General features: G+C 43.0%; 13 protein-coding genes. 11 read left to right on the top strand and 2 right to left on the bottom strand.

What is annotated here, in order from left to right; translation table 11 throughout:
* Positions 1-7 precede the first annotated feature (7 nt).
* From GPK88_RS01830 to GPK88_RS18765, 11 genes are all read left to right on the top strand, one after another.
* The gene (locus tag GPK88_RS01830; protein WP_148445358.1) at positions 8-1,117 is read left to right on the top strand and encodes a glycosyltransferase family 1 protein; all 1,110 of its coding nucleotides are present in this window, start codon (positions 8-10) and stop codon (positions 1,115-1,117) included.
* A complete protein-coding gene (locus tag GPK88_RS01825; RefSeq protein WP_148445356.1) occupies positions 1,095-2,135 on the top strand; it encodes a glycosyltransferase in 1,041 nt (346 codons plus the stop codon). The genes GPK88_RS01830 and GPK88_RS01825 overlap by 23 nt, the downstream gene beginning before the upstream one ends.
* On the top strand, positions 2,125-3,324 hold the full coding sequence (locus GPK88_RS01820) for a hypothetical protein (protein ID WP_215707492.1): 1,200 nt from the start codon (positions 2,125-2,127) through the stop codon (positions 3,322-3,324). The genes GPK88_RS01825 and GPK88_RS01820 overlap by 11 nt, the downstream gene beginning before the upstream one ends.
* Before the next feature lie 26 nt (positions 3,325-3,350).
* Positions 3,351-4,832: a sulfatase-like hydrolase/transferase gene (locus GPK88_RS01815; RefSeq protein WP_215707491.1), complete on the top strand. Its 1,482-nt coding sequence runs from the start codon at positions 3,351-3,353 to the stop codon at positions 4,830-4,832.
* 29 nt (positions 4,833-4,861) lie between these two features.
* Positions 4,862-8,320 (top strand): protein kinase domain-containing protein, encoded by a 3,459-nt coding sequence (locus tag GPK88_RS01810; RefSeq protein ID WP_148445348.1) that lies wholly within the window; start codon positions 4,862-4,864, stop codon positions 8,318-8,320.
* 27 nt (positions 8,321-8,347) lie between these two features.
* Positions 8,348-9,550: a hypothetical protein gene (locus GPK88_RS01805; protein WP_173762079.1), complete on the top strand. Its 1,203-nt coding sequence runs from the start codon at positions 8,348-8,350 to the stop codon at positions 9,548-9,550.
* Between the two features lie 3 nt (positions 9,551-9,553).
* A complete protein-coding gene (locus GPK88_RS01800) occupies positions 9,554-10,684 on the top strand; it encodes a glycosyltransferase family 4 protein (protein ID WP_148445342.1) in 1,131 nt (376 codons plus the stop codon).
* Between the two features lie 39 nt (positions 10,685-10,723).
* Complete coding sequence (locus GPK88_RS01795; RefSeq protein WP_330626524.1) at positions 10,724-12,169, top strand: flippase; 1,446 nt, start codon at positions 10,724-10,726, stop codon at positions 12,167-12,169.
* Positions 12,170-12,194: 25 nt separating this feature from the next.
* Positions 12,195-17,045, top strand: coding sequence for an RHS repeat-associated core domain-containing protein (locus tag GPK88_RS01790; protein WP_215707490.1), 4,851 nt, complete (start codon positions 12,195-12,197; stop codon positions 17,043-17,045).
* A 185-nt stretch (positions 17,046-17,230) separates the two neighbouring features.
* A complete protein-coding gene (locus tag GPK88_RS01785; RefSeq protein WP_215707489.1) occupies positions 17,231-18,292 on the top strand; it encodes a hypothetical protein in 1,062 nt (353 codons plus the stop codon).
* Positions 18,274-19,452, top strand: coding sequence for a radical SAM protein (locus GPK88_RS18765; protein ID WP_442860203.1), 1,179 nt, complete (start codon positions 18,274-18,276; stop codon positions 19,450-19,452). Before GPK88_RS01785 ends, GPK88_RS18765 begins: the two co-directional genes overlap by 19 nt.
* Before the next feature lie 60 nt (positions 19,453-19,512).
* Here GPK88_RS18765 and GPK88_RS01775 read toward each other — a convergent pair whose 3' ends face one another.
* Together GPK88_RS01775 and GPK88_RS01770 are read right to left on the bottom strand one after the other, a co-directional pair.
* A complete protein-coding gene (locus GPK88_RS01775; protein ID WP_215707487.1) occupies positions 19,513-20,499 on the bottom strand; it encodes an acyltransferase family protein in 987 nt (328 codons plus the stop codon).
* Positions 20,500-20,503: 4 nt separating this feature from the next.
* Positions 20,504-20,770, bottom strand: a complete 267-nt coding sequence (locus GPK88_RS01770; protein WP_215707486.1) for a hypothetical protein — start codon at positions 20,768-20,770, stop codon at positions 20,504-20,506.
* Between the last annotated feature and the right edge of the window lie 107 nt (positions 20,771-20,877).

Here is a 20,877-nt window from a genome sequence, read left to right as displayed (position 1 = left end):
AGAAATTATGCATAAAATACTGGTATTTGGAATGACAGAAAACCCCGGAGGGGTGGAAAGTTTTCTGTATAACTACATATCGGAAATGAATCTGGCGGAATTTCAATTTGATTTTTTATGTAATTCCTACGAAAAAGTGGCCTATGAAGACAAACTGATCCAGCGAGGCTGCAAGATGATCCACTTTACTGCCAGAAGCAAAAATTACGGGAAATACAGACAGGAAATTCAGACGTTTTTCGGCAATCATGGAAAAGAATATGAATGCATATGGGTCAATGTAAGTAGCCTTGCGAATATTGACTATCTGAAATATGCCAGAAAATACGGAATCCCGAAGAGAATTATCCACAGCCACAATTCAAAAAACATGGATTCCCGGCTTCGTGGAGTTCTTCACCATCTGAACCGCCTGGTAATCCAGAAATATGCGACCGATTACTGGGCATGCTCAGAAGCTGCGTCCCGCTGGTTTTACAGGGATTCCCTGAAAGATCAGGTGCAGATTATTCACAATGCCATCTCTACAGAAAGAATGCAGTTTGATCCGAAAAAACGGCAGCAGTTAAGAGAGCAGCTGGGATTTGCGGACAGCTATATCATGGGAAATGTGGGAAGACTCCATTTCCAGAAAAATCAGGAATTTCTTCTGAAGATTTTTGCCAGTGTGGGAAAGAAAAAAACGGATGCCCGCCTTGTTCTCGTAGGACAGGGAGAGGATGAGGAAAAACTGAAAAAACTTGCGTCAGAACTTGGAATCGAAAAAAAGATATACTGGGCAGGCGTGCAGCAGGATATCTGTCAGTGGCTCAGTGCCTTTGACCTTTTTGTATTTCCATCCAGGTTTGAAGGCGCACCCATTGCGGCTCTGGAGGCACAGGCCAACGGTTTGCCCATGCTAACTTCCAAACAGGCAGTACCGGAGAGCTGCATATTAAATGAAAACTGTAAAAGGCTTTCCCTGGATGCGTCTGTGGAAGAATGGACGGATACACTGTTTCAGATGGCAGAAACATCAAAAAGAGAAGAAAAAACGGTGATCCGGCAGAATTTTATAAAGGGTGGATACGATATTCATACGGAGGTAAAAAAACTTGAAAAACTTCTGTGTAATTGAGAAAAACAGCCGTGAAAACCATGCCGGTTCCAAAGCCCGCAACGATGTGGCAGAGATTCTGGAAAACTGTGGTTATACGCCGGTCTGTGTGCATCACAGTGAAGAAAAGGGAACGCTGGACAAGTTAAAAATGTCAGTTCTGACTTTGTCTGACTGGAACCATGTCAGCAAAGTAGCCGACAGCAACAACCGGATTATCATACAGTATCCCCTGGCCATGTATCCGAAAGTCAGTCAGCTGGCAGTACCCTTTGTACGGAAAATGAAAAAGAAGAATACCAGGATTATTCTTCTGATACACGATCTGGAAAGTCTCAGAGGTCTTACTTTTGCTTCCGAAAAAGAGTTCCTGGAGCTTGCCGACGAAGTGATTGTCCATAACGAGAAGATGAAGCAGTATCTTCTGGAAAAAGGTTACAGCTTCCAGAGAATTCATATCCTGGGGCTGTTTGATTACCGGATTCCGGGATTTCAGCCTGCATCAGAAAGAAACCGTTACGAAATCGCCATTGCCGGAAACCTGAAAGCAGAAAAATGTGGATTTCTGAAGGACCTGAAACAGGTGCAGGGAAATCTGGAATATCATCTGTATGGTCCAAACTATCAGGAAACCGAAAAGAATCCTCAGGTGATTTATGAAGGACAGTATACACCGGAGCAGCTTCCGTCTGTGATGAAGGAAGGCTGGGGACTTGTCTGGGACGGAGGAAGTGTCCACGAATGCCAGGGCGCATTTGGAGGATACCTGAAATTCAACAATCCCCACAAAGCATCCCTGTATCTGGCCAGCGGAATGCCTGTAATCGTATGGGAACAGGCTGCCATCGCACCATGGATACGGGAACAGAAACTGGGCCTTACAGTAAAAAGCCTGGAAGAGATTCCGGAACTGATAAACCGGATGACAGAAGAGGAATACAAGGAGATGCTTCAGAATGTAAAGAAAACAGGAGAGCATCTAAGAGAAGGAAGTTCCCTGAAAAAGATAACAGATGAGATAGAAAGCAATGAACAATAACAGAACGAAATTAAAATCCCAATTATTTTATACAGGACTTTTCCTGTACTGCGTTCCGACGATCCTGCAGACAACCCTGCTGGTGGAAACTTCATACTGGAATGAGCTGTTTGTTTATCTGCGTTATATCGCTTTTTATTTCGGAATTGTTTTGATTGCAGATGAACATATTGCGTTTAAAGATGGAAAATGGTTCCATCCGTATCTTACAGATATCAGAAGAAGTCTCTGGTGTTTCCTGATACTGGCAGTGGCCGGCATCAGTGCCCTTGTTTGCGGAGACCGGTCGTTTCTGGCTTGTGTCATATTTATAATGGCATCAGGAAGCATAGATCTGGATGATATCGTAAAAGCAGTTCTGACCATGCTTTCCGTGACAGTGATGCTGACCGGAGGCCTGTGTGCTTATGGAGTCATCGAAGATCTTATGTTTAAGAGACAGGATATTCCCATCCGCCATGCCCTTGGATTCAACTATCCAAGTACCATGATGTCCGATCTGTTTTTTATTGTGGTACTTTACTGCTGGGTTATGAAGATGGAACTCTCGCTGCTGGATATGCTGTTGATTGAAGTCCTCAATCTGATTCTGTTTAAGCTGACAGATTCCAGATTTGGATTTCTGATGATTGCGGTAATGACAGCCGGTGTCTATATTTTCGGTCTGGTCCGAAAAAAAGAAATTTTTGCAGGCAGGGTCTGGGGATTTCTTGTGGATGGATTTGGCATTCTGATGACGCTTATCATGGCGGGAATGTGCGCCATATCCCGGACCGGTCTGGGACAGCTGCTGGATCGTCTTCTCACCAAGAGGATTCAGTACATGACAGCCGGTTTCCGCAATTACGGAGTTCATTTATTTGGAAAAAATATCCAGTGGGTCGGATTTGGTGGATCAGATAATACGGACAGCCTGCTGGAGAGCTATAATTTTGTAGACAATTCCTACGCCAGAATTCTTATGAATTATGGCATTCTGATATTTATTCTGGTACTTGTCATTCTGATTGTTATGAGCAGGGCAGTCAGAATTCAGTATCAGGATGGAAGAATCATACTGGTTCTCTGCGTACTGATGTACTGTTTTGTAGAACCACGATTGACAGATATTTATGTAAACCCGTTTCTGTTTGCGGCAGCACCGTTTATCAGAGGGACATTTTTGGAAAAGAGAAACGGAAAAAGATGAAAGAAGATAAAAAAAACAGAGTATTTTTGAAGATTTTGAAATGTTTTGTGGTTTTACTGCTTACGGTTCTGGCGTTTGTGGCAGTGCTGGCCACCTGTTCCGCAAAGTGGGCGCTGAAGACATGGAACCATCTTACTGCCGATGAGCTGGTTTTTCACCTTCGGGCGCCTCTTGAGGGCACAAATCAGGCAATGATTGACGAATTCATAAAAAACTGTGCGGTTCCGGCAGTTGTAATTGCGATTGTAGCGGCAGTGTTACTGGTAATTACCGGTATTCTGAAGAAAAAACGCCTCTTCTGGAGTATCAGCGGAATTGTCCTGGCTGCGTCCACAGGAACGACCGCTTTTTCTGCGGTAAATTTCTGGAACAGCATAGATTTTGGATCTTACCTGGATGAACAGGGGCAGTACTCCGAGCTGATCGATGGATTTTATGTGGATCCTTCCAAGGTAGACATTAAATTTCCGGAGAAAAAAAGAAATCTCGTATATATCTACATGGAATCTATGGAAACCACTTATACGGACAAAAAGAACGGCGGTGGTTTCGAGGATGATTATATTCCGGAACTTACTACACTTGCACAGGAAAATGAAGATTTTTCAGGCACTGACAAAAAACTCAACGGCGGCTATGTCGTTCCGGGAACCGGTTTTACCATGGGTGCCATTTTTGGACAGAGCTGCGGAATTCCGTTAAAGACAAGTATTGATGCCAATGAAATGGACACAAGGGAAGGATTCTTTTCCAATACGGTAGCTCTGGGAGATATTCTGGAGGAGCAGGGATACCAGCAGGTATTTATCCTTGGATCAGAAGCTGCTTTTGCGGGAAAAGACCATTTTTTTGAACAGCATGGAAATTTTGACATTATCGATTATAATAGTGCAAAAGAACGAAAACTGATCCCGGAAGACTATAAGGTCTGGTGGGGATTTGAGGACAGACGTTCCTTTGCCTTTGCAAAAGAGAAAATGCTGGAGCTGTCAAAAAGCGACCAGCCGTTTAATATAACCATTCTTACGGTTGACACACATTTTGAGGACGGCTATGTCTGTGAACAGTGTGAAGACCAGTGGGGAGACAACCAATATGCGAATGTAATTTCCTGTTCCAGCAGACAGATCAGTGAATTTGTGGACTGGATTAAAAAGCAGGATTTTTATAAAGATACTACCATCGTTCTCACCGGAGATCATACAACCATGGATTCGGACTTCTGCGACCCGGTTTCCGATGATTATGAACGGAGAGTATATACATCATTTATCAATTCTGCTGTGGAACCGCAGCAGAAAGAAAAAAGGGAATATACATTACTGGATTATTTTCCAACAACACTGGCTGCACTGGGAGCTGAGATTGACGGAAACCGTCTGGGACTGGGAACCAATGTGTTTTCCTATGAGCAGACTCTGGTGGAACGTTTCGGCCTGGATACAGTCGGGGAAGAACTGAGGAAAAAATCCCGGTTTATGGAAGATCTGGAAAAAGAGGATGAATAATACCGGTGAAAGGGAAGGAGAAATATATCATGGATTTTTCAAGATTATGTATTAACTGTATGAAAGAGAAAGAACCGGAGCAGAATATATGCCCTCACTGCCATTTTGATCAGAGTACCTATGTGATGCCTCCATATGTTCTGACACCGTATACAGTGCTGAATGGAAGATATCTTGTAGGAAAAGTTCTGGGAAAAGGCGGTTTTGGAATCACATATATCGCGATGGATATGATGCTGGAACGTGTTGTGGCAATCAAGGAATTTTTTGTACAGGGATATATGTACAGAGATAACAGTACCTCTACTTCCATCTCTGTCAGCACCAGTGCGGGAGACTCTCAGGAGCAGTACTACCGTCTGAATCGTGAAAAGTTCGAAAGAGAAGCAAAGATTATCGCACATCTGGATGATCTTACCGGAATTGTAAAAGTGTATGATTTCTTCTATGAGAATGATACCGTTTACATGGTACTGGAATATCTGGATGGAATCAACCTTAAGGAATATGTAAAAGCACAGGGCGGAAAACTGAACGTCAATGAAGTGACTTCCAAACTGAATTCGGTTATGTCATCTCTTCAGAATCTCCATGAGCATGGAATTCTCCACAGAGATATCAGTCCGGATAACATCATGGTTCTCGGAGACGGTTCCCTGAAGCTTCTGGATTTTGGTGGTGCAAAAATTCAGGCAAACACAGGCCTCAGTAACATGGTTATTGCAAAGAAGGGATATACACCTATTGAGCAGTATCATACAGACGGAAATCAGGGCGTATGGACCGATGTCTATGCAATGGCGGCAACCATCTATTTCTGTATTACAGGCCAGGTTCCGGAAGAATCCATCCAGCGTGTGGAGAAAGATACCCTCAAAAAACCTTCAGAGCTTGGGGTATCCATGCCAAAGAAACAGGAAGCGGTTCTTCTGAAAGGACTTGCCGTAAAAGGCCAGGACAGATACCGCTCCATGGAAGAGTTCAGAAGAGAGCTTCTTAGTACCGGTGGAGGTAAAGAAAAAGGACCGAAAACCGGTTCCGGAAATAAAAAAGTAGTCATTGGTGTGGCGGCAGCAGTTGTGGTAGTAGGTGCAGTTGCAGGAATCGGTTTTGCCGGAGCAAAAAGCAAACAGCCATCTCTGGATGTAAGAAGCATCCCGGAACAGCTGGACGGAAACACCGTATTTACGGAAGAAGACCCGCTGGTAATCAAAGGAAGTAATCTTTCCGCAGTGGACAGCCTGTATTTGGATAATCAGAAAGTCGAAGACCTGAAAATCATTGAGAAATCGGATAAAGAGCTGAAAGTTGCGTTCTCCGTTGAAGGAACAGGAGATCTTTCCTTCTATGCAAAATCACATTTCATGGGACTTTTCTCTTCCTCTTCCGAAAAAGCGGATATAGAGGTATATGATTCCGAAATCAAGGTTCCGCAGGTTACAGAGCTTGTGAAGAATGGCAGAAGCATTACCAGTGACGCCATTCGTCTGAAAGAAGCGTTTACACTTGGAATCAAAGGTGAGGATCTTCCAGAGAATGTAATTGTTTATGTAAATGGAACCGCTCTGAAAGATGGAAAAGTTGAAGACGGTGTTTTGAATGTACAGGTTGACGAAGATCTTATTGAAAAGATTAATAAAGAAACAAAGATAACAGTACAAATTTGTCCGAAAACAAAAGAAGGATATGAGACTTCAGCTAAGAGTAATGATATAGAAAAGAATGTATATGGAAGATTAATTGATAATTCCTGGATTGATAATTGTTGGAGAAATGACGCTCAGACAGATGTCAGACAGATTATGAAAATTGGTGGTATCGATAATAATAAAGATGCGGTAAATTCCAGGCTGGATGAACTTTATAATCAGGGTGTACGTTTTGTGGAATACAGTGAGAGCTATGGCATAGATTTCCAGAATATTGCGGAATATATCAAAAGCAAAGAAGATTTACAGCTTTTGGTAGAAGTTTCAGAAGATATGGACAAACAGACGTTATACGATATGCTTAATGAGGCAGGCCTTATACAGAAGACGATCGCTGTTGTGGACACTCCGGCAGCTTTTGAAGAATGGAATAATATTAATAAGGCTGAGGATTATCTGAAAATCATGTTCAGAGCAGATAATGATGGCATGACCATGCAGCAGTCTCTGGATTACTGGAAAGAATATAATATCAAGGCGGTATGCTTTGGCACCAATAGTTATTGGAGTAATGTATATCTTAGAAATGAAGACAGAGTAAAAGAACAGAATATTGCCTTCTTCTGTGAAAATCCGACCAATGATGAGGAGAGAGACTTTATGCTCAATCCGACAGACTACACGGATAATTCCGAAGAACTGCAGGGTATTACAGGATTTATGACTACTTTTGTAACTCCAGAAGAGCTGGCACAGAAAGAAGCCACACTGGAAACTGCAAAATATTTCCGTGATGCTGCGGATGGAAGTTCTATCCGTGATTATCTGAATGTGCTGTCAAATTCCGGTTATACAGTAATGTTTTCCGTTAAAGATGACGGCAAAGAGATTGATAATATCGCTGGTGAGCTGAACAAACTGGGAATTCACAGCGATATTCTCGGTGCGCCGGAGGCATTTAGAAACGGATACATTGCAGTGGTAAAAACGCACACAGACGGTACTTCCGAATTGGTCCTGGAGCAGAGCAAATCCTCTGAGGACGGTGTGGCACTGGAAGCTGATTATACAGCATTAAATGGAAGAACTTTCCACCTGAAGAGCAACGGAAGAAAAGACGATGCAGATGACGCTTCACCGGTAGCGGAAATTTCCAGTGGAACTGTAAATTATGCATCAAACGAAGCGGGCCTGAATATTGTTGTTTATGATGAGGAAAACGACTGTATTGTAGACCGTATCTGGTACGATGCATGGAACAATCAGGGAAATGATAATCCGCCACTTTCCAAGAACCATGGAAAAGAATGGATTTCCCTTAAATATACGGACAAGAAGGAAGAAAGAAAACAGCACATTATCGAATATTTTAACAACCTTGCGGTAAATAAAGATAACTATATGGTTATCATGGCTGTAGGTGATGAGGGAACCAGCAACATGGATACAGATATTCAGAACGCAATGAGCCAGATTGGCGTAACTGCTGCATTTGACGGAGACGATTCCTTCCAGAAGAGTTATGTTGGCCTGTTTGCAAATGATCTGGGAGAATTAAGCTTCACAAACGGAAGCAATGATGAATTTTCCGATATGAAGATTTCACTGAATGACTTCAGCTATGACGGACATTCCTTTAATGTGATCAGTGAAGGAAATGGACTGGAAGATTCTCTTGCACAGATTGTCATGGATGGTCAGGAAATGACCAATGAGCAGCGTGGCTTACATATTCTGGTATATGATAAAACCACACATCAGCCGGTGAACTATACCTGGATAGACTGCTATGACAGCCTGAAATACAATTCCATTGATCTGGTACCACAGAATAATTAATGGTGAAATTATAATATTGGGAGTATCATGATTCAGAACACAGTAATGAGTATATACCGCAAAGCGGATGAAAAAAAACAGAATATTTTCGAAAATCTGTATCTGCTTTTCTTTGTGATGATTACAGTAATGGCATTTAAGGATACGACCATGTTTTCTTATGGATGGACAGATACACAGCTGCATCTGGTATTTATTTTTGGGGTTCTGGTCGTATTTGCAAAGATTTCCTGCGGCCGGCCCTGGAAATTATATGAAATCCTGATTGCGGGAATTGCGGCCGGAGTACTGATTCTCTGCTGGCATCACTATATGAGAAGATATGTACTGGAACTGGCTGTTCTGATTATTGGAGCCAGGGATGTGGATTCAGACAAAGTGATCCGGGTATTCCTGTGGGTATCCACAGGATGCCTGCTGGTCACAATGGCTGCGGCACTGACCGGAAAAATCGAAAATCTTATTTATGTCCAGAAAGAACGTGGCGGTATCACAAGAATATCTTTTGGAAGTATTTATCCAACAGATTTTTCAGCACATGTGTTTTTTTCAGCAGCCTGTTATCTGTGGCTGAAGGTTCGAAATATCCGGTACAGAGATATTATCTTTACGGCCTGTCTTGGTGTGTTCTGTCTGTATTTCTGCGGAGCAAGGACAAGCGCTCTGGGGCTCTGGATTTTGGCGCTTTTCTTCCTGTTGAAGAAAAAAGAAATTCTGAAGGAAAACAGGAAAATACAGAGAGCAGGTGTTTTCTGTATGCCGGTTTGTGCGGTGGGCTCTATACTTCTGGCACTGCTTTACAATCAGGATTACGGCTGGATGAGACTTCTGAACAGAATCCTGAATACGCGGCTGTCACAGGGACATGAGGGATTTGAACGTTATTCCATCCCCCTTCTTGGTCAGGAAGTGGTCATGAATGGAAATGGAGGAGCCCTTCACCTGAAAGACGGTGTGGAATATTTTTTCCTGGATTCCTCGTACATTAATATACTTTTGCAGTACGGAATACTGGTTCTGGCTATGCTTACAGTTTTATCCGTATGGATTATGTTCCGGCTGATGAAAGCACAGATGCCGGGAAGGATGTTTATCCTGATGGTAGTTTTTCTGTGCTGTGTGATGGAGCAGCATCTGATGGAAATCGCATATCATCCCTTCTGGCTGATGGCACTGACGGGAATGATGATATCTGATAAAAATCAAACGCATTTATGGAGGAAAAACTGAGCAATGAGAGAAGTGCATAATATTGCCATATTTGGACATAAGAGAATTCCTTCCAGGGAAGGCGGCGTTGAGATCGTTGTGGAGGAACTGGGTACACGCCTGGTTCAGAAGGGCTATCATGTAACCTGTTTTAACAGAAGAGGACATCATGTCAGTGGTGCACAGTTCGATAAAAAAGCAGTACATGAGTATAAAGGAATCGATATCCGTTACGTTTTTACCATAGAGAAAAAGGGCTTTGCGGCGCTGACAGCATCTTTTTTCGCAGCGCTTCGAACAGCATTCGGAAATTATGATGTGGTACATATCCATGCGGAGGGACCAGCGTTTTTCAGCTGGCTGCCCAAACTTTTTGGAAAGAGAGTAGTCTGTACCATTCATGGGATCGACTGGGCCCGTGAAAAATGGAAAAATGGCCTGGCATCGAAATTTATCTATATGGGAGAGCGGTGTGCAGTCCGTTTTGCGGATGAAATCATTGTTCTGAATAAAGGAGAACAGAAATATTTTCAGAAACAGTACGGACGGAAAACATGGCTGATTCCAAATGGAGTTAATCGTCCGGTTCAGAGAAAGGCAGATGCTATTTCCAGGAAATGGGGACTTGAAAAAGATGGTTATATTCTTTTTCTGGGCCGTATTGTACCGGAAAAAGGACTGCGTTATCTGATTGAAAGTTTCAAAAAGGTACATACGGACAAAAAGCTTGTAATTGCAGGCGGTGTCAGCGACACCGGAAAATTCATGGAAGAACTGAAAGAATTTGCGTCCGGTGATAAAAGAATCATTTTCACAGGTTTTGTCCAGGGAAAAACACTGGAAGAACTTTACAGCAATGCATATCTTTATACTCTGCCCAGTGATCTGGAGGGCATGCCTTTAAGTCTGATGGAGGCGATGAGTTACGGAAACTGCTGTCTCACTTCCGATATTTCCGGTTGTACCGGAGTTATAGAAGACTGTGGTGTAACTTTTAGAAAAGGCAGCGTAAAGGATCTGCGGGAAAAACTTCAGGATCTCTGTGATCATCCGGAAGTGGTGGAAGGCTATAAGGCAAAATCCGCAGATTTTATCTGTGGCAAATACAACTGGGATAAAATCGTTCAGGAAACGATTAAGTTATATCAGGGATAAAAAGAGGAACTAATAGTGAAAAAGGCCGACAATCGATCTGTGACATACAATTTTATAATGAATGTAATCCTTACAGGAAGTAATATCCTGTTTCCACTTCTCACCTATCCATATGCGTCCAGAATTCTGAAGCCATATGGAATGGGAATGGTAAGTTTTGCAAATGCGATAATCACCTATTTTACCATGTTTGCCCAGCTTGGCATTCCCACATATGGAATCCGCGTATGTGCGAAAGTGAGAGATGACCGGGAAAAATTAAGCCGTACAGTACAGGAAGTTCTGATTATCAATATGATTACCTGCTTCCTGTCATACGCCGCCTTTTTTGCCGCCATATTTTTTACCCCACGGCTCAGGCAGGAAAAGACGTTGTTTCTCGTCATGGGTATTCTGATCTTTTTCAACACCCTTGGTGTGGAGTGGCTGTATAAAGGACTGGAACAGTATACTTATATTACGGTCCGCTCCATTATTTTCAAATTTGTTGCGTTTGTATGCATTTTTGTATTTATACATAACAGCGATGATTATGTGGCTTATGGATTTTTTACCGTCCTTGCGCTGGTAGGTTCCAATGCTATGAACTTTATCAATCTTCACAAAATGATCTCGGTTCGTCCTGTAGGAGGCTATCATTTCCGGCAGCATCTGAAACCGATTTTTGTTTTTTTCGGAATGTCCGTGGCTACAACCATTTATACAAACATGGACAGCGTAATGCTTGGGTTTATCAAAGGCGCAGATGAGAACGGCTGTTACGATGCTGCTGTAAAGATCAAAAATATTCTTGTCAGCGTGGTAACTTCTCTGGGAACCGTACTGCTTCCCCGAGTATCCTATCACTGGGAAAAAGGAAACCGGAAAGAATTCTGGAAACTGGCAAAAAAGGCAGCTGCTTTCGAGATTATAGCCGGTGGTTCCCTGGCAATGTTCTTTATTATTTTTGCAAAACCTACCATCTATCTGGTATCCGGAAAACTTTTTGAAAGGGCGATTCTCCCTATGGAGATCATTATGCCAACCCTGCTTCTCATCGGACTCAGCAATATCACAGGAATACAGATACTGATTCCTATGGGAAAAGAAAAATATGTCCTGTATTCAGAAATTGCAGGAGCCACCATCAACCTGATTATCAATGCAATTCTGATTCCGAGACTGGGAGCTTCCGGAGCTGCCATCGGAACAGTCTCTGCGGAACTGGTTGTTCTGGCTTATCAGATGTGTATTTTGAAAAAAGATCTTGGAAAACTCTTCGGAGGAGCGGAGATCTGGAAATCCGTTACTGCGGTCTGTCTGGCATCCGTGGCATCCATGGCCATTCGCCAGAGCAGTCTTTCAACATTTCCGATGCTCCTTGCAGGGGGAATTGTATTCTTCCTGGTATATGGAATTATGCTTCTGGTTCTGAAGGAGTCCATCGTATGTGAATACTGGAACACAGGAAAAATGTTTATCCGTAAGTTTATGAAAAAGAAATAAAGCTACTAATGGGAGGTGTGCAGGCGTGTCTGAATTTGAAACAAGATTTTCAGGAATGAAACAGGCGGCAGATCAGGAAAAACGGCTGGCGTCAGAGGTTACGGAAATTGAAAGTGAAGTCAGGAATGTCATGAACAATCTGCAGATCTGTTCATCTGCAATGGCAGAGATAAAAAGAAAACTCAACGGAAATCTTCAGAATGTATCAACTGCAAAACAGAGACTTCAGGTCCTTTCCAGTGCACTGGAAGAAATCACGGCTCTGTATCAGAATGCGGAGAACCGGATTCTGGGCAAAAATGGCAGCGGTTCCGGCAATCGTGGAGAAAAAAGTCTGTCAGATATCCGCAATAAGATTGATGCGGTAAGTGAAAAATACGGCCTCGATAATTCCAGTGCCTACAGCAAAGACCCAGTCAATCTCTGTAACGGAAATTATGTATACGAAAAAACACTTCTGCATGTGGAAGCAGACATGGATCTTTCCTTTCGGATTTTCTACAATATGCAGAACCCTGCAGGCGGAATTTTGGGAAGAGGATGGATGCATAACTGGGAAGTTGTTTTAAAGACTGCAGCGGACCAGATTACCATGATCCGGGATGACGCTTCCCAGCTTAAGTTTTTCCGGGAAGGAGAAAATTACACACCGGAAAAAGGAACCCTGGCAGAACTTCAGGAAACGGAAGACGGTTACTGTGTAACCGATCATGAAGGCATGTCCTGGCATTTTGATACAAACGGAATTCTGCAGAAAGAAGAAACAGCGGAAGGTTCCCGGGTTTCCCTGAACTATGCGGAAGGACTTCTCCGGAAAGTTGTAGATAAGAACGGAGATTACATAGCCTTTGATTACGACGAATCCGGAAGCCTGAAAGAAATAAAAGATCAGTCCGGCCGAAGTCTGAATATCTACTGTGATAACGGACGTCTTTCTTCTGTGTGTGATTCCCAGGGAAGAGAAAGCAGCTATCTCTATGACGGCAACGGAAATCTTACAGAAATCGTGAATTCCAAAGGAATTACCGCTCTTAAGAATGAATACGACGAAAAAGGAAGAACCGTTCTTCAGAGATTCCCGGACGGTGGAATTGTAAAATACGAATATCTGGATGAGCAGAACCAGGTCATCATGACCGAACAGAACGGAAACCGGATCACTTATGAACACGATGATCTTTTCCGCAATACGAAGAACATTTATGCAGATGGTGAGGAATCTTTTACCTACAACGATAACAACCAGAGAACATCTTTTACCGACAAAAGAGGAAATACCAGTTATTACGATTACGATGAAAACGGCAACATGAGCCGTTTCACTTCTCCTCTGGATGACCAGATGGATATCGAATATACAGGCAGAAACCAGCTGAAAAGCGTCTTTATGAACGGTCAGCTGGTGCATCAGGCAGAGTATGACGAAAAAGGACGCCAGATCTGGACAGAAGATGCCTTTGGAAACCGGGAAACCTATGAGTACGATGAAAATGACCAGCCTGTAGTATGGACACGTCCGGACAACAGCAGAATCTATATGAGCTATGACAATGGCGGAAAGCTGGAATCCATCACAAACACCATGGGTGGAAAAAATGTCTACGGATATAATGACAGAAACCAGGTAATTTCCGAACGGGATGCTCTCGGAAATGTGACCAGATATCAGTACGATGACGCCGATAATCTGATCATGATCCGAAATGCTAAGGGTGAGGAAAGACATCTCCGTTACGATGCCTGCGGAAACCTGATTCAGATCACGGATTTCAATGGTGGTGTCACAGAAATTGAATATAATGAGATGAACAAACCGGTCTGCGTCACAGATCCGGATGGATGCTGCACCCGCATGAAGTACGACGTTATGTGGAACCTGACAGAAAAAACAGACGGTGAGGGCGGCATTACCCGCTATGAGTACGATGCTCTTCACCGCCTGGTACGTGTTACAGATCCGGAAGGCGCAGTCAACCAGTTAAGCTATGACAGCTGTGGAAACCTCATAAAGAGAATTGACCCGGAAGGCGGCGTTCACACATTGGGCTACGATGCCCTGAACCGCCCGGACTATATCAAAGATCCATCGGATATGGAAGTAAAGGCTTCCTACGATGCCCTTGGAAATGTGACAGAAGTCCGGTATTCCGATGGAACAGCAGAAGAATATACCTATGACCTTTCCGGAAATATGACTTCCTTCCGGGACAGAGACGGATATGAAAAAAAATTCCGCTATGACTGCCTTGGAAATCTGGAACAGATCGAAGATGCCCAGGGAATTATGGAAAAGAGAGAATACTATCCAGGCGGCCTTCTGAAAAAAGAATCTCATATGGATGGAAAATCCCGGGAATTCTTTTATGATATAAACGAAAACATCACACAGATCACAGAAAATGAAACAACAAAGTGGTTCTTTAACTACGATGTGCTGGGCCGCGTCATCCGTGCAGAACAGGAAAACGGAATCTGTGAAACTTACGAATACGATGGCCTCGGAAATGTAATCTCCGTTGTCAACGGAGAAGGAGAAAAGACCGCATACCAGTATTCCCTGGGAGGACTTCTGGAATGCATTACCGATGCCCTTGGGAATCAGACCGGGTACCACTATGACCGATGCCGCCGTCTGACTGCCATCCTCCAGCCGGAAGATGGAAGAATTGACGCTGGTGTTCTCAACAGCCTGAATCAGGAACAGAAAGCTCTGAGAACAACCGTATACCAGAGAGATCTGGCAGGAAACATTACAGGTGTTACAGACCCGGCAGGAAACAGAACAACCTTTGTCTATGACAAATGCGGAAGGGCGCTGAAGAGGACGGATGCGGACGGAACCAGTGTCAGCTGTACTTATAATCCGGACGGAACCGTTCGTGGATACAGATTTTCCGATGGAACAGATATTGCCTATGAGTATGATACATTCAAAAATCCGATCCGCATAAAAGACTGGAACGGAACTACCGAAATCCACATAGACGTTATGGGACGGATTCAGGAAATCATGAATCCGGAGAAGGAAATCCTGAAATTTGAGTGGGGACTTCGTGGAGAAAAGAAGAAAATTATTTACCCGGATGGCATGGAAACTACTTATACTTACGACGAGGGTCTGCGAATTACCGGTTGCAAAAATTCTCAGGAGGGAGTAGAGTATTCATACTATCCGGATGGAAGAATCAAAAACCTGGAATATCCAGGTGGATTTTCTGCTTCCTACCGGTACGACCTTCAGGGAAATCTTGCAGAGATCTGCAGCAGACGAAACGGTCAGCTGGACGAAAAGATTTCCTGTGGATATGACAGGGCCGGCCGCAGAACAGAACTCATAAAAGAAGGAAAAGAAAAAGAACAGTTTTCCTATCATTATGATCCGGCAGGTCAGCTGATCCAGGTACTGAAAAATGGCCAGACAGCAGAAAAATATACTTATGACAGATTTGGAAACCGTACTGCATCCACAGTTGGCGGGAAATATACAGAGTATCAGTATAATTCTCTGAACCAGCTGATCAGTTCCTGCACCGGCGGGGTAACTTCGCAGTTTTTCTACGACAAGAGAGGAAACATGACAGAGGAAGCTGTCAATGGAAATCCTGTAAGACAGTTTACTTTTGATGTGAGAAACCGGCTTACCGCACTGAAAACACCGGAGATGACAGCACGTTATGCCAACGATGGATTTGGAAACCGGATCAGCGCAGCCACAGAAATCCAGGGACAGAAACCGGTCTGCGAAAAATATATCTACGATATATCCGAAGAACACAATCATCTTTTCAGTATCCGAAGCGGAGCTTCTTACCGGAATATCTTGAGAGATAAAGGAATCTTAGGTGAAACGGAAGCAGGAAAAACCTCATTCTTCGTAAATGATGAGAGAATGACTCCTGTATACAGGATTGAAAAAGGACAGAAATCTGTGTATGCAGGATGTGACAGTTTTGGAAACCAGGAAACTTCCGGAAACGGATACACAGGCTGGGGCTTCACCGGATACCGTCAGGAACCATCTGACGGACTTCTCTATGCCAACGCAAGAGAATACGCCCCGACGCTTGGAAGATTTTTGAGCAAAGATCCATGGGCCGGAGCCATCACCGTGCCTCTGACTCTCAATGCGTATACATACTGCCTCAATGATCCGGTGAATATGTATGACCCCACCGGCCAGGTAGTGGCATGGCTGGCCGGAGGAATTGTAGGCGCAGTTGCCAATGTGGCAGTAAAAGCAGCCGGAGATGTGGTAACTTCCATTGCAAACGGAAAGCCAACGGTAAGTTCCTGGCAGAGCTATGTGGGAACAGCAGCCGGTGGTTTTACAACAGGAACCGTTTTTGTTGCAAGCGGTGGAAACACCATGGCAGCAGGAGCAGCAGGAGCAGCCGTGGAAACTTTTGTGGGAGATGGTCTGAGCATGGCTACAGGAGCCAAAGGCTACCGTAAGGAAGACGGTTACTCCTTTGCCAATCTGGCATACAATACAGCCAAAAGTGCCGCAGGAGGAGCTACCGCAGGAGCAATCTTTGGTTCTGCGTCCAAATACATCAAGATTCCGAAGATCACAGCAGGAAGAGGAAGTATGGCAGCTGTATGGAAACAGGTAATGACAAAGGCAGCCAGATCCCAGATTGCAAATGTGGCATGGAAAACTATTGGAAAAGGAATCATTGCTTTTGGCGGTGTGAAATTCTTTGATGAGATTATTGGAAAAGGAAAGAAAAAAATCACCGATCACATTAAAGAAAAAGGACGGGAAATACTGGCAGGTATTTTCGCACCGGTACCGGTTCATGCGGAAACCGTCAAATCCAAAGACTACATGAGCGGAAACAGAGGCAGTGCTGCCTGCCCGGCAGAAGGCAGCTAAGCCACAGAAACACGGAAATGAGGAACAGAATGAAAAGTAAAATGCAGCGGGATGTTAACTGGAAAGAAATACTGTATCTTGCATGTTTGTGCACATATATTATAATTTCAACACTTGTCGGAGAGGGAAGTATATTAACATATATTCCACTGGTAAAATGGGAACATTATATTGCCTTTATTAATATGATCAAAGCATTGCTTGTATTAAAAATGATCTTTGATATAGCAGAAGAGCCCCGGATGATATTTTTGATCGCAATAACAGAAACTATTGGTTTTATGGTATATACACATAATCCGACAGATGTGTTTCTTTCCATGGCATTGTGGTTTTTATGTGCAGGAAAAAACGTAAGGGCAAGAAAAATCACGGAATGTTTGTTTGGAAGCCATCTTGTCAGTTTTATAATATTGGAGAGCTTATGTGCAGCCGGCATTGTACCGCTTGGTAAAACGATAAAAAGTGGACATCTGGTGGCTTCGTACAGTCTGGGATTTTCACACCCGAATACAGCCGCATCAAAAATTCTTCAGCTTGTGTTACTGTTCTGGCTGTTGAGAAAAGGAAGACTGAGGCTGGTCCATTATCTGGGAATCATAATTACAATGGTTTTTGTGAAAACAGTTACAGATTGCAGTACTGTAGTACTGCTTCTGGGACTGCTGTTGATCTGCACTGTGCTGTATAATAAGCGTGGAGTAACACAGTTCCTGTACCGGAAAATAACAGTGGTGAGAAATCTTTTCCTGGCCGGGTATCTGGGGGTTCTGGGCATAACGACGGTTTTTGTCTGCCTCTGTAAAGACGGGGAGATTTTTAAAAAACTGTTTGGCACTTTTGGCGCACGTATTGCGGAAGCTGTCAAGTACTATCAGTACTATGGATTTTCTTTATGGGGCCAGCCCTTAATGTACTATAAGTCTGATCCAAAAGAAGCCGAAAAAGCGGGGCTGTATACGCTGGATAACGGTTATATGTATCTGCTTCTGGGCTTTGGAATCGTATTGTTTCTGTATTTTATCTTTTTACATGCAGGAACTTTGTGGTGGATGTTTGAGAGAAGACGTCTGGATTATGTAATTGTATATGGAATATTTTTTATTTACGGATTTCTTGAAACACTGGTAATCCGTACAGGAATGAATTTCACCTTATTTTATCTGTTTGGCTTTATCTGGGAGTATTATGACAGAAGAAAACAGGTAGAAAACAGCAGGAGTAGAAGATTATGGCAAAAAAATTAAATGGAACTGTTATTGTAACATACAGATGTAATGCTCGATGTACCATGTGCAACCGGTATAAATGTCCATCCAAACCGGAGGAAGAAATCAGTATTGAAACCTTAAAGAAACTTCCGGAAATGTATTTTACCAATATTACCGGAGGGGAGCCTTTCATCAGAGAAGATCTTCCGGAAATTGTCCGGGAACTCTACAAAAAATCCGACCGTATTGTAATCTCCACCAATGGATTTTTTACAGACCGTATTATCAAACTCTGTAAGGAATTTCCGGATGTCGGAATCCGTATTTCCATTGAAGGACTGGAAGAAACCAACAATGAGATCCGTGGCCTTAAGGATGGCTTTAACAGAGGCTACAAAACACTGAAAGAACTTCGGAAAATGGGAATGAAAGATGTCGGATTCGGAATGACCGTACAGGATAAGAATGCAAAAGACCTGGTACCGCTTTACCGTTTATCAGACAAGATGGGAATGGAATTTGCAACTGCATCCCTTCACAACAGTTTTTATTTTGTGGAAGCAAAAAATATTATCCACGACAGACCTATGGTTGCAAAGAATTTCGAAAAACTTGTCAATGAATTACTGAATTCCAATTCTCCGAAAAAGTGGTTCCGTGCGTACTTTAATCATGGACTGATTAACTACATTTACGGGCAGAAGCGTCTTCTTCCCTGTGACATGTCTTTTGATACGTTTTTCATTGACCCTTATGGAGATGTAATGCCATGTAACGGAACAAAAGATAAAGAAGTCATGGGAAATCTCAATGAACAGACCTGGGAAGAATTATGGAATTCCTCTCAGGCAGAAGAAGTCCGCAAAAAAGTCCGCTGCTGTGACAGAGACTGCTGGATGATCGGATCTGTGTCACCGGCCATGCATAAATATATCTGGGTTCCGGCCTGGTGGGTAATCCGCCACAAGCTGAAATTCTGGACAAAGAAGAAATATTCCATGTACGAAAACAAAATTGTAAGAGAGTACCGGGATGGAAAGGTATCCAAAGAAGAACTGGACAAATGTTCCACCTGTGACATGAACTGTACGATCAATGACGGGCTTTCAAAAGAATCCCGTGCACAGTTAAATGAGCGGACAGGCGAGGAAATTGTTGATGCGGATATCAGAGAACAGCTGAAAAAAACAGAATAAACCATTACAATAAATGCCGTGGCTCTTAAATACAGAGCCACGGCAAAACTGTTTACAGATTTAGGCCTGACGTTCTGTCAGGCGGGAAAGTATCTGTCTGGCAACAAAAGAAAAAACAGAAGTAAGAATAATTACAGTCAGAGTAGTAAACAGATACTGTGGCCATCCATTGCCGCCAAGATAATTAAGCCCGGTTTTTTCCACAATGCGGAATATAACCATATGCGACAGATAGATTTCCATGCTGATAGTACTGAAAAATCGGGTTATTCTGTTTTCAAGAAGTATCCCATGGCTGATGATTCCATAAATGACCATGGAAGCAAAAAGACCAAGACAGAAATAAATATTCCGGTGAGAAACATAATATAGCAGAATAAAAATGAAAACCACACCGAGAACAAACCATTTGTTTATTTTGATCAGAAAGTCTTTATACAGATAGATCAAACCGCCTGCAAGAAAAAAACAGCTGCAGTAGAGAATGTTTGTTTTCCCCACATGAAAGTATTCCGCGCAGATAAAATTATAGACCAGACTGATAAAAAATGCTCCCCATGCCCTCCTTTTATTTTCAAGAAGAACACAGAAAAAAGGAAAAATAAGATAAAATACAAAAATTACACCCAGGAACCAGCCTACGCCAATAACTGTAATGTTTCCTGCTTCAGGAAGGAAACCGAACAGAAGGGTCAGATCTGCAAAAGCTTCATACAGATGAGACAGAGAAGGTTCAAGAATAAGATCCAGCAACACCAGAATTCCAAAAAACGGAAGAATTTTCCGGAAACGTCTTTCATAAAAATGTGACAGAGAAAGCTGATTGTGCATAATCCGTTCATAATATCCACAACACATTCCAAAAGCGGATATTGTCATAAAAAGAAATACAAAATCTGAAAAAGATGGAATCACGCGCTGGGCTATGAACCCGGACATCTTGTAATTGGAGTTGGATAAAACATGCATTGCAACGATGGACAGAGCTGCGATTGCCCGAAGACCGTCAAGAGAGTGGAAATGTTTTTGCTTTTGTGTAAGATGCATTCTCCTAGTCCTCCTCGATCACCTGAATCTCCAGATAATCAAATTCAATCTGTTCAATAAAATTATCCTGATAAAAACGTGCTTTGTCATGTTTCTTAAAGTCTTTGACAGTGGCGTCCAGCCAGATGGGATTGCCAAGGTCCATCTGATAGCAGATCTCTTCAAGACCACGGAAAATCTTATGTGTTCTGGTATCGTCGCTGTCGTCACAGACTACCGTGTCCTGGAGCATGTGGTTGTCTTTCCAGATTTTTCCCCATAAACGAAACATAAATAAATACCTCCGTATTGAAACTGCCGCATCCGGCAGAAGATTCTACTTTAAGTGACCTCCAGTATAGCGGATTTCAAAGGGAAAGTAAAGTTCGGGGCGGATTC

Source organism: Blautia sp. MCC269 (assembly GCF_018785655.1).
In the GTDB taxonomy this organism is placed as follows: Bacteria; Bacillota; Clostridia; order Lachnospirales; family Lachnospiraceae; genus Blautia_A.
The sequence above is the reverse complement of the archived record's forward strand: the minus strand, read 5'-3'. Positions and strand labels throughout refer to the sequence as shown.

Excerpts from the sequence above, each read along its gene's own strand:
- GPK88_RS01830 (WP_148445358.1), top strand. The coding sequence starts at position 8 with ATGCATAAAATACTGGTATTTGGAATGACAGAAAACCCCGGAGGGGTG.
- GPK88_RS01820 (WP_215707492.1), top strand. The coding sequence starts at position 2,125 with ATGAACAATAACAGAACGAAATTAAAATCCCAATTATTTTATACAGGA.
- GPK88_RS01810 (WP_148445348.1), top strand. The coding sequence starts at position 4,862 with ATGGATTTTTCAAGATTATGTATTAACTGTATGAAAGAGAAAGAACCG.
- GPK88_RS01805 (WP_173762079.1), top strand. The coding sequence starts at position 8,348 with ATGATTCAGAACACAGTAATGAGTATATACCGCAAAGCGGATGAAAAA.
- GPK88_RS01800 (WP_148445342.1), top strand. The coding sequence starts at position 9,554 with ATGAGAGAAGTGCATAATATTGCCATATTTGGACATAAGAGAATTCCT.
- GPK88_RS01785 (WP_215707489.1), top strand. The coding sequence starts at position 17,231 with ATGATCAAAGCATTGCTTGTATTAAAAATGATCTTTGATATAGCAGAA.
- GPK88_RS01775 (WP_215707487.1), bottom strand. The coding sequence starts at position 20,499 with ATGCATCTTACACAAAAGCAAAAACATTTCCACTCTCTTGACGGTCTT.
- GPK88_RS01770 (WP_215707486.1), bottom strand. The coding sequence starts at position 20,770 with ATGTTTCGTTTATGGGGAAAAATCTGGAAAGACAACCACATGCTCCAG.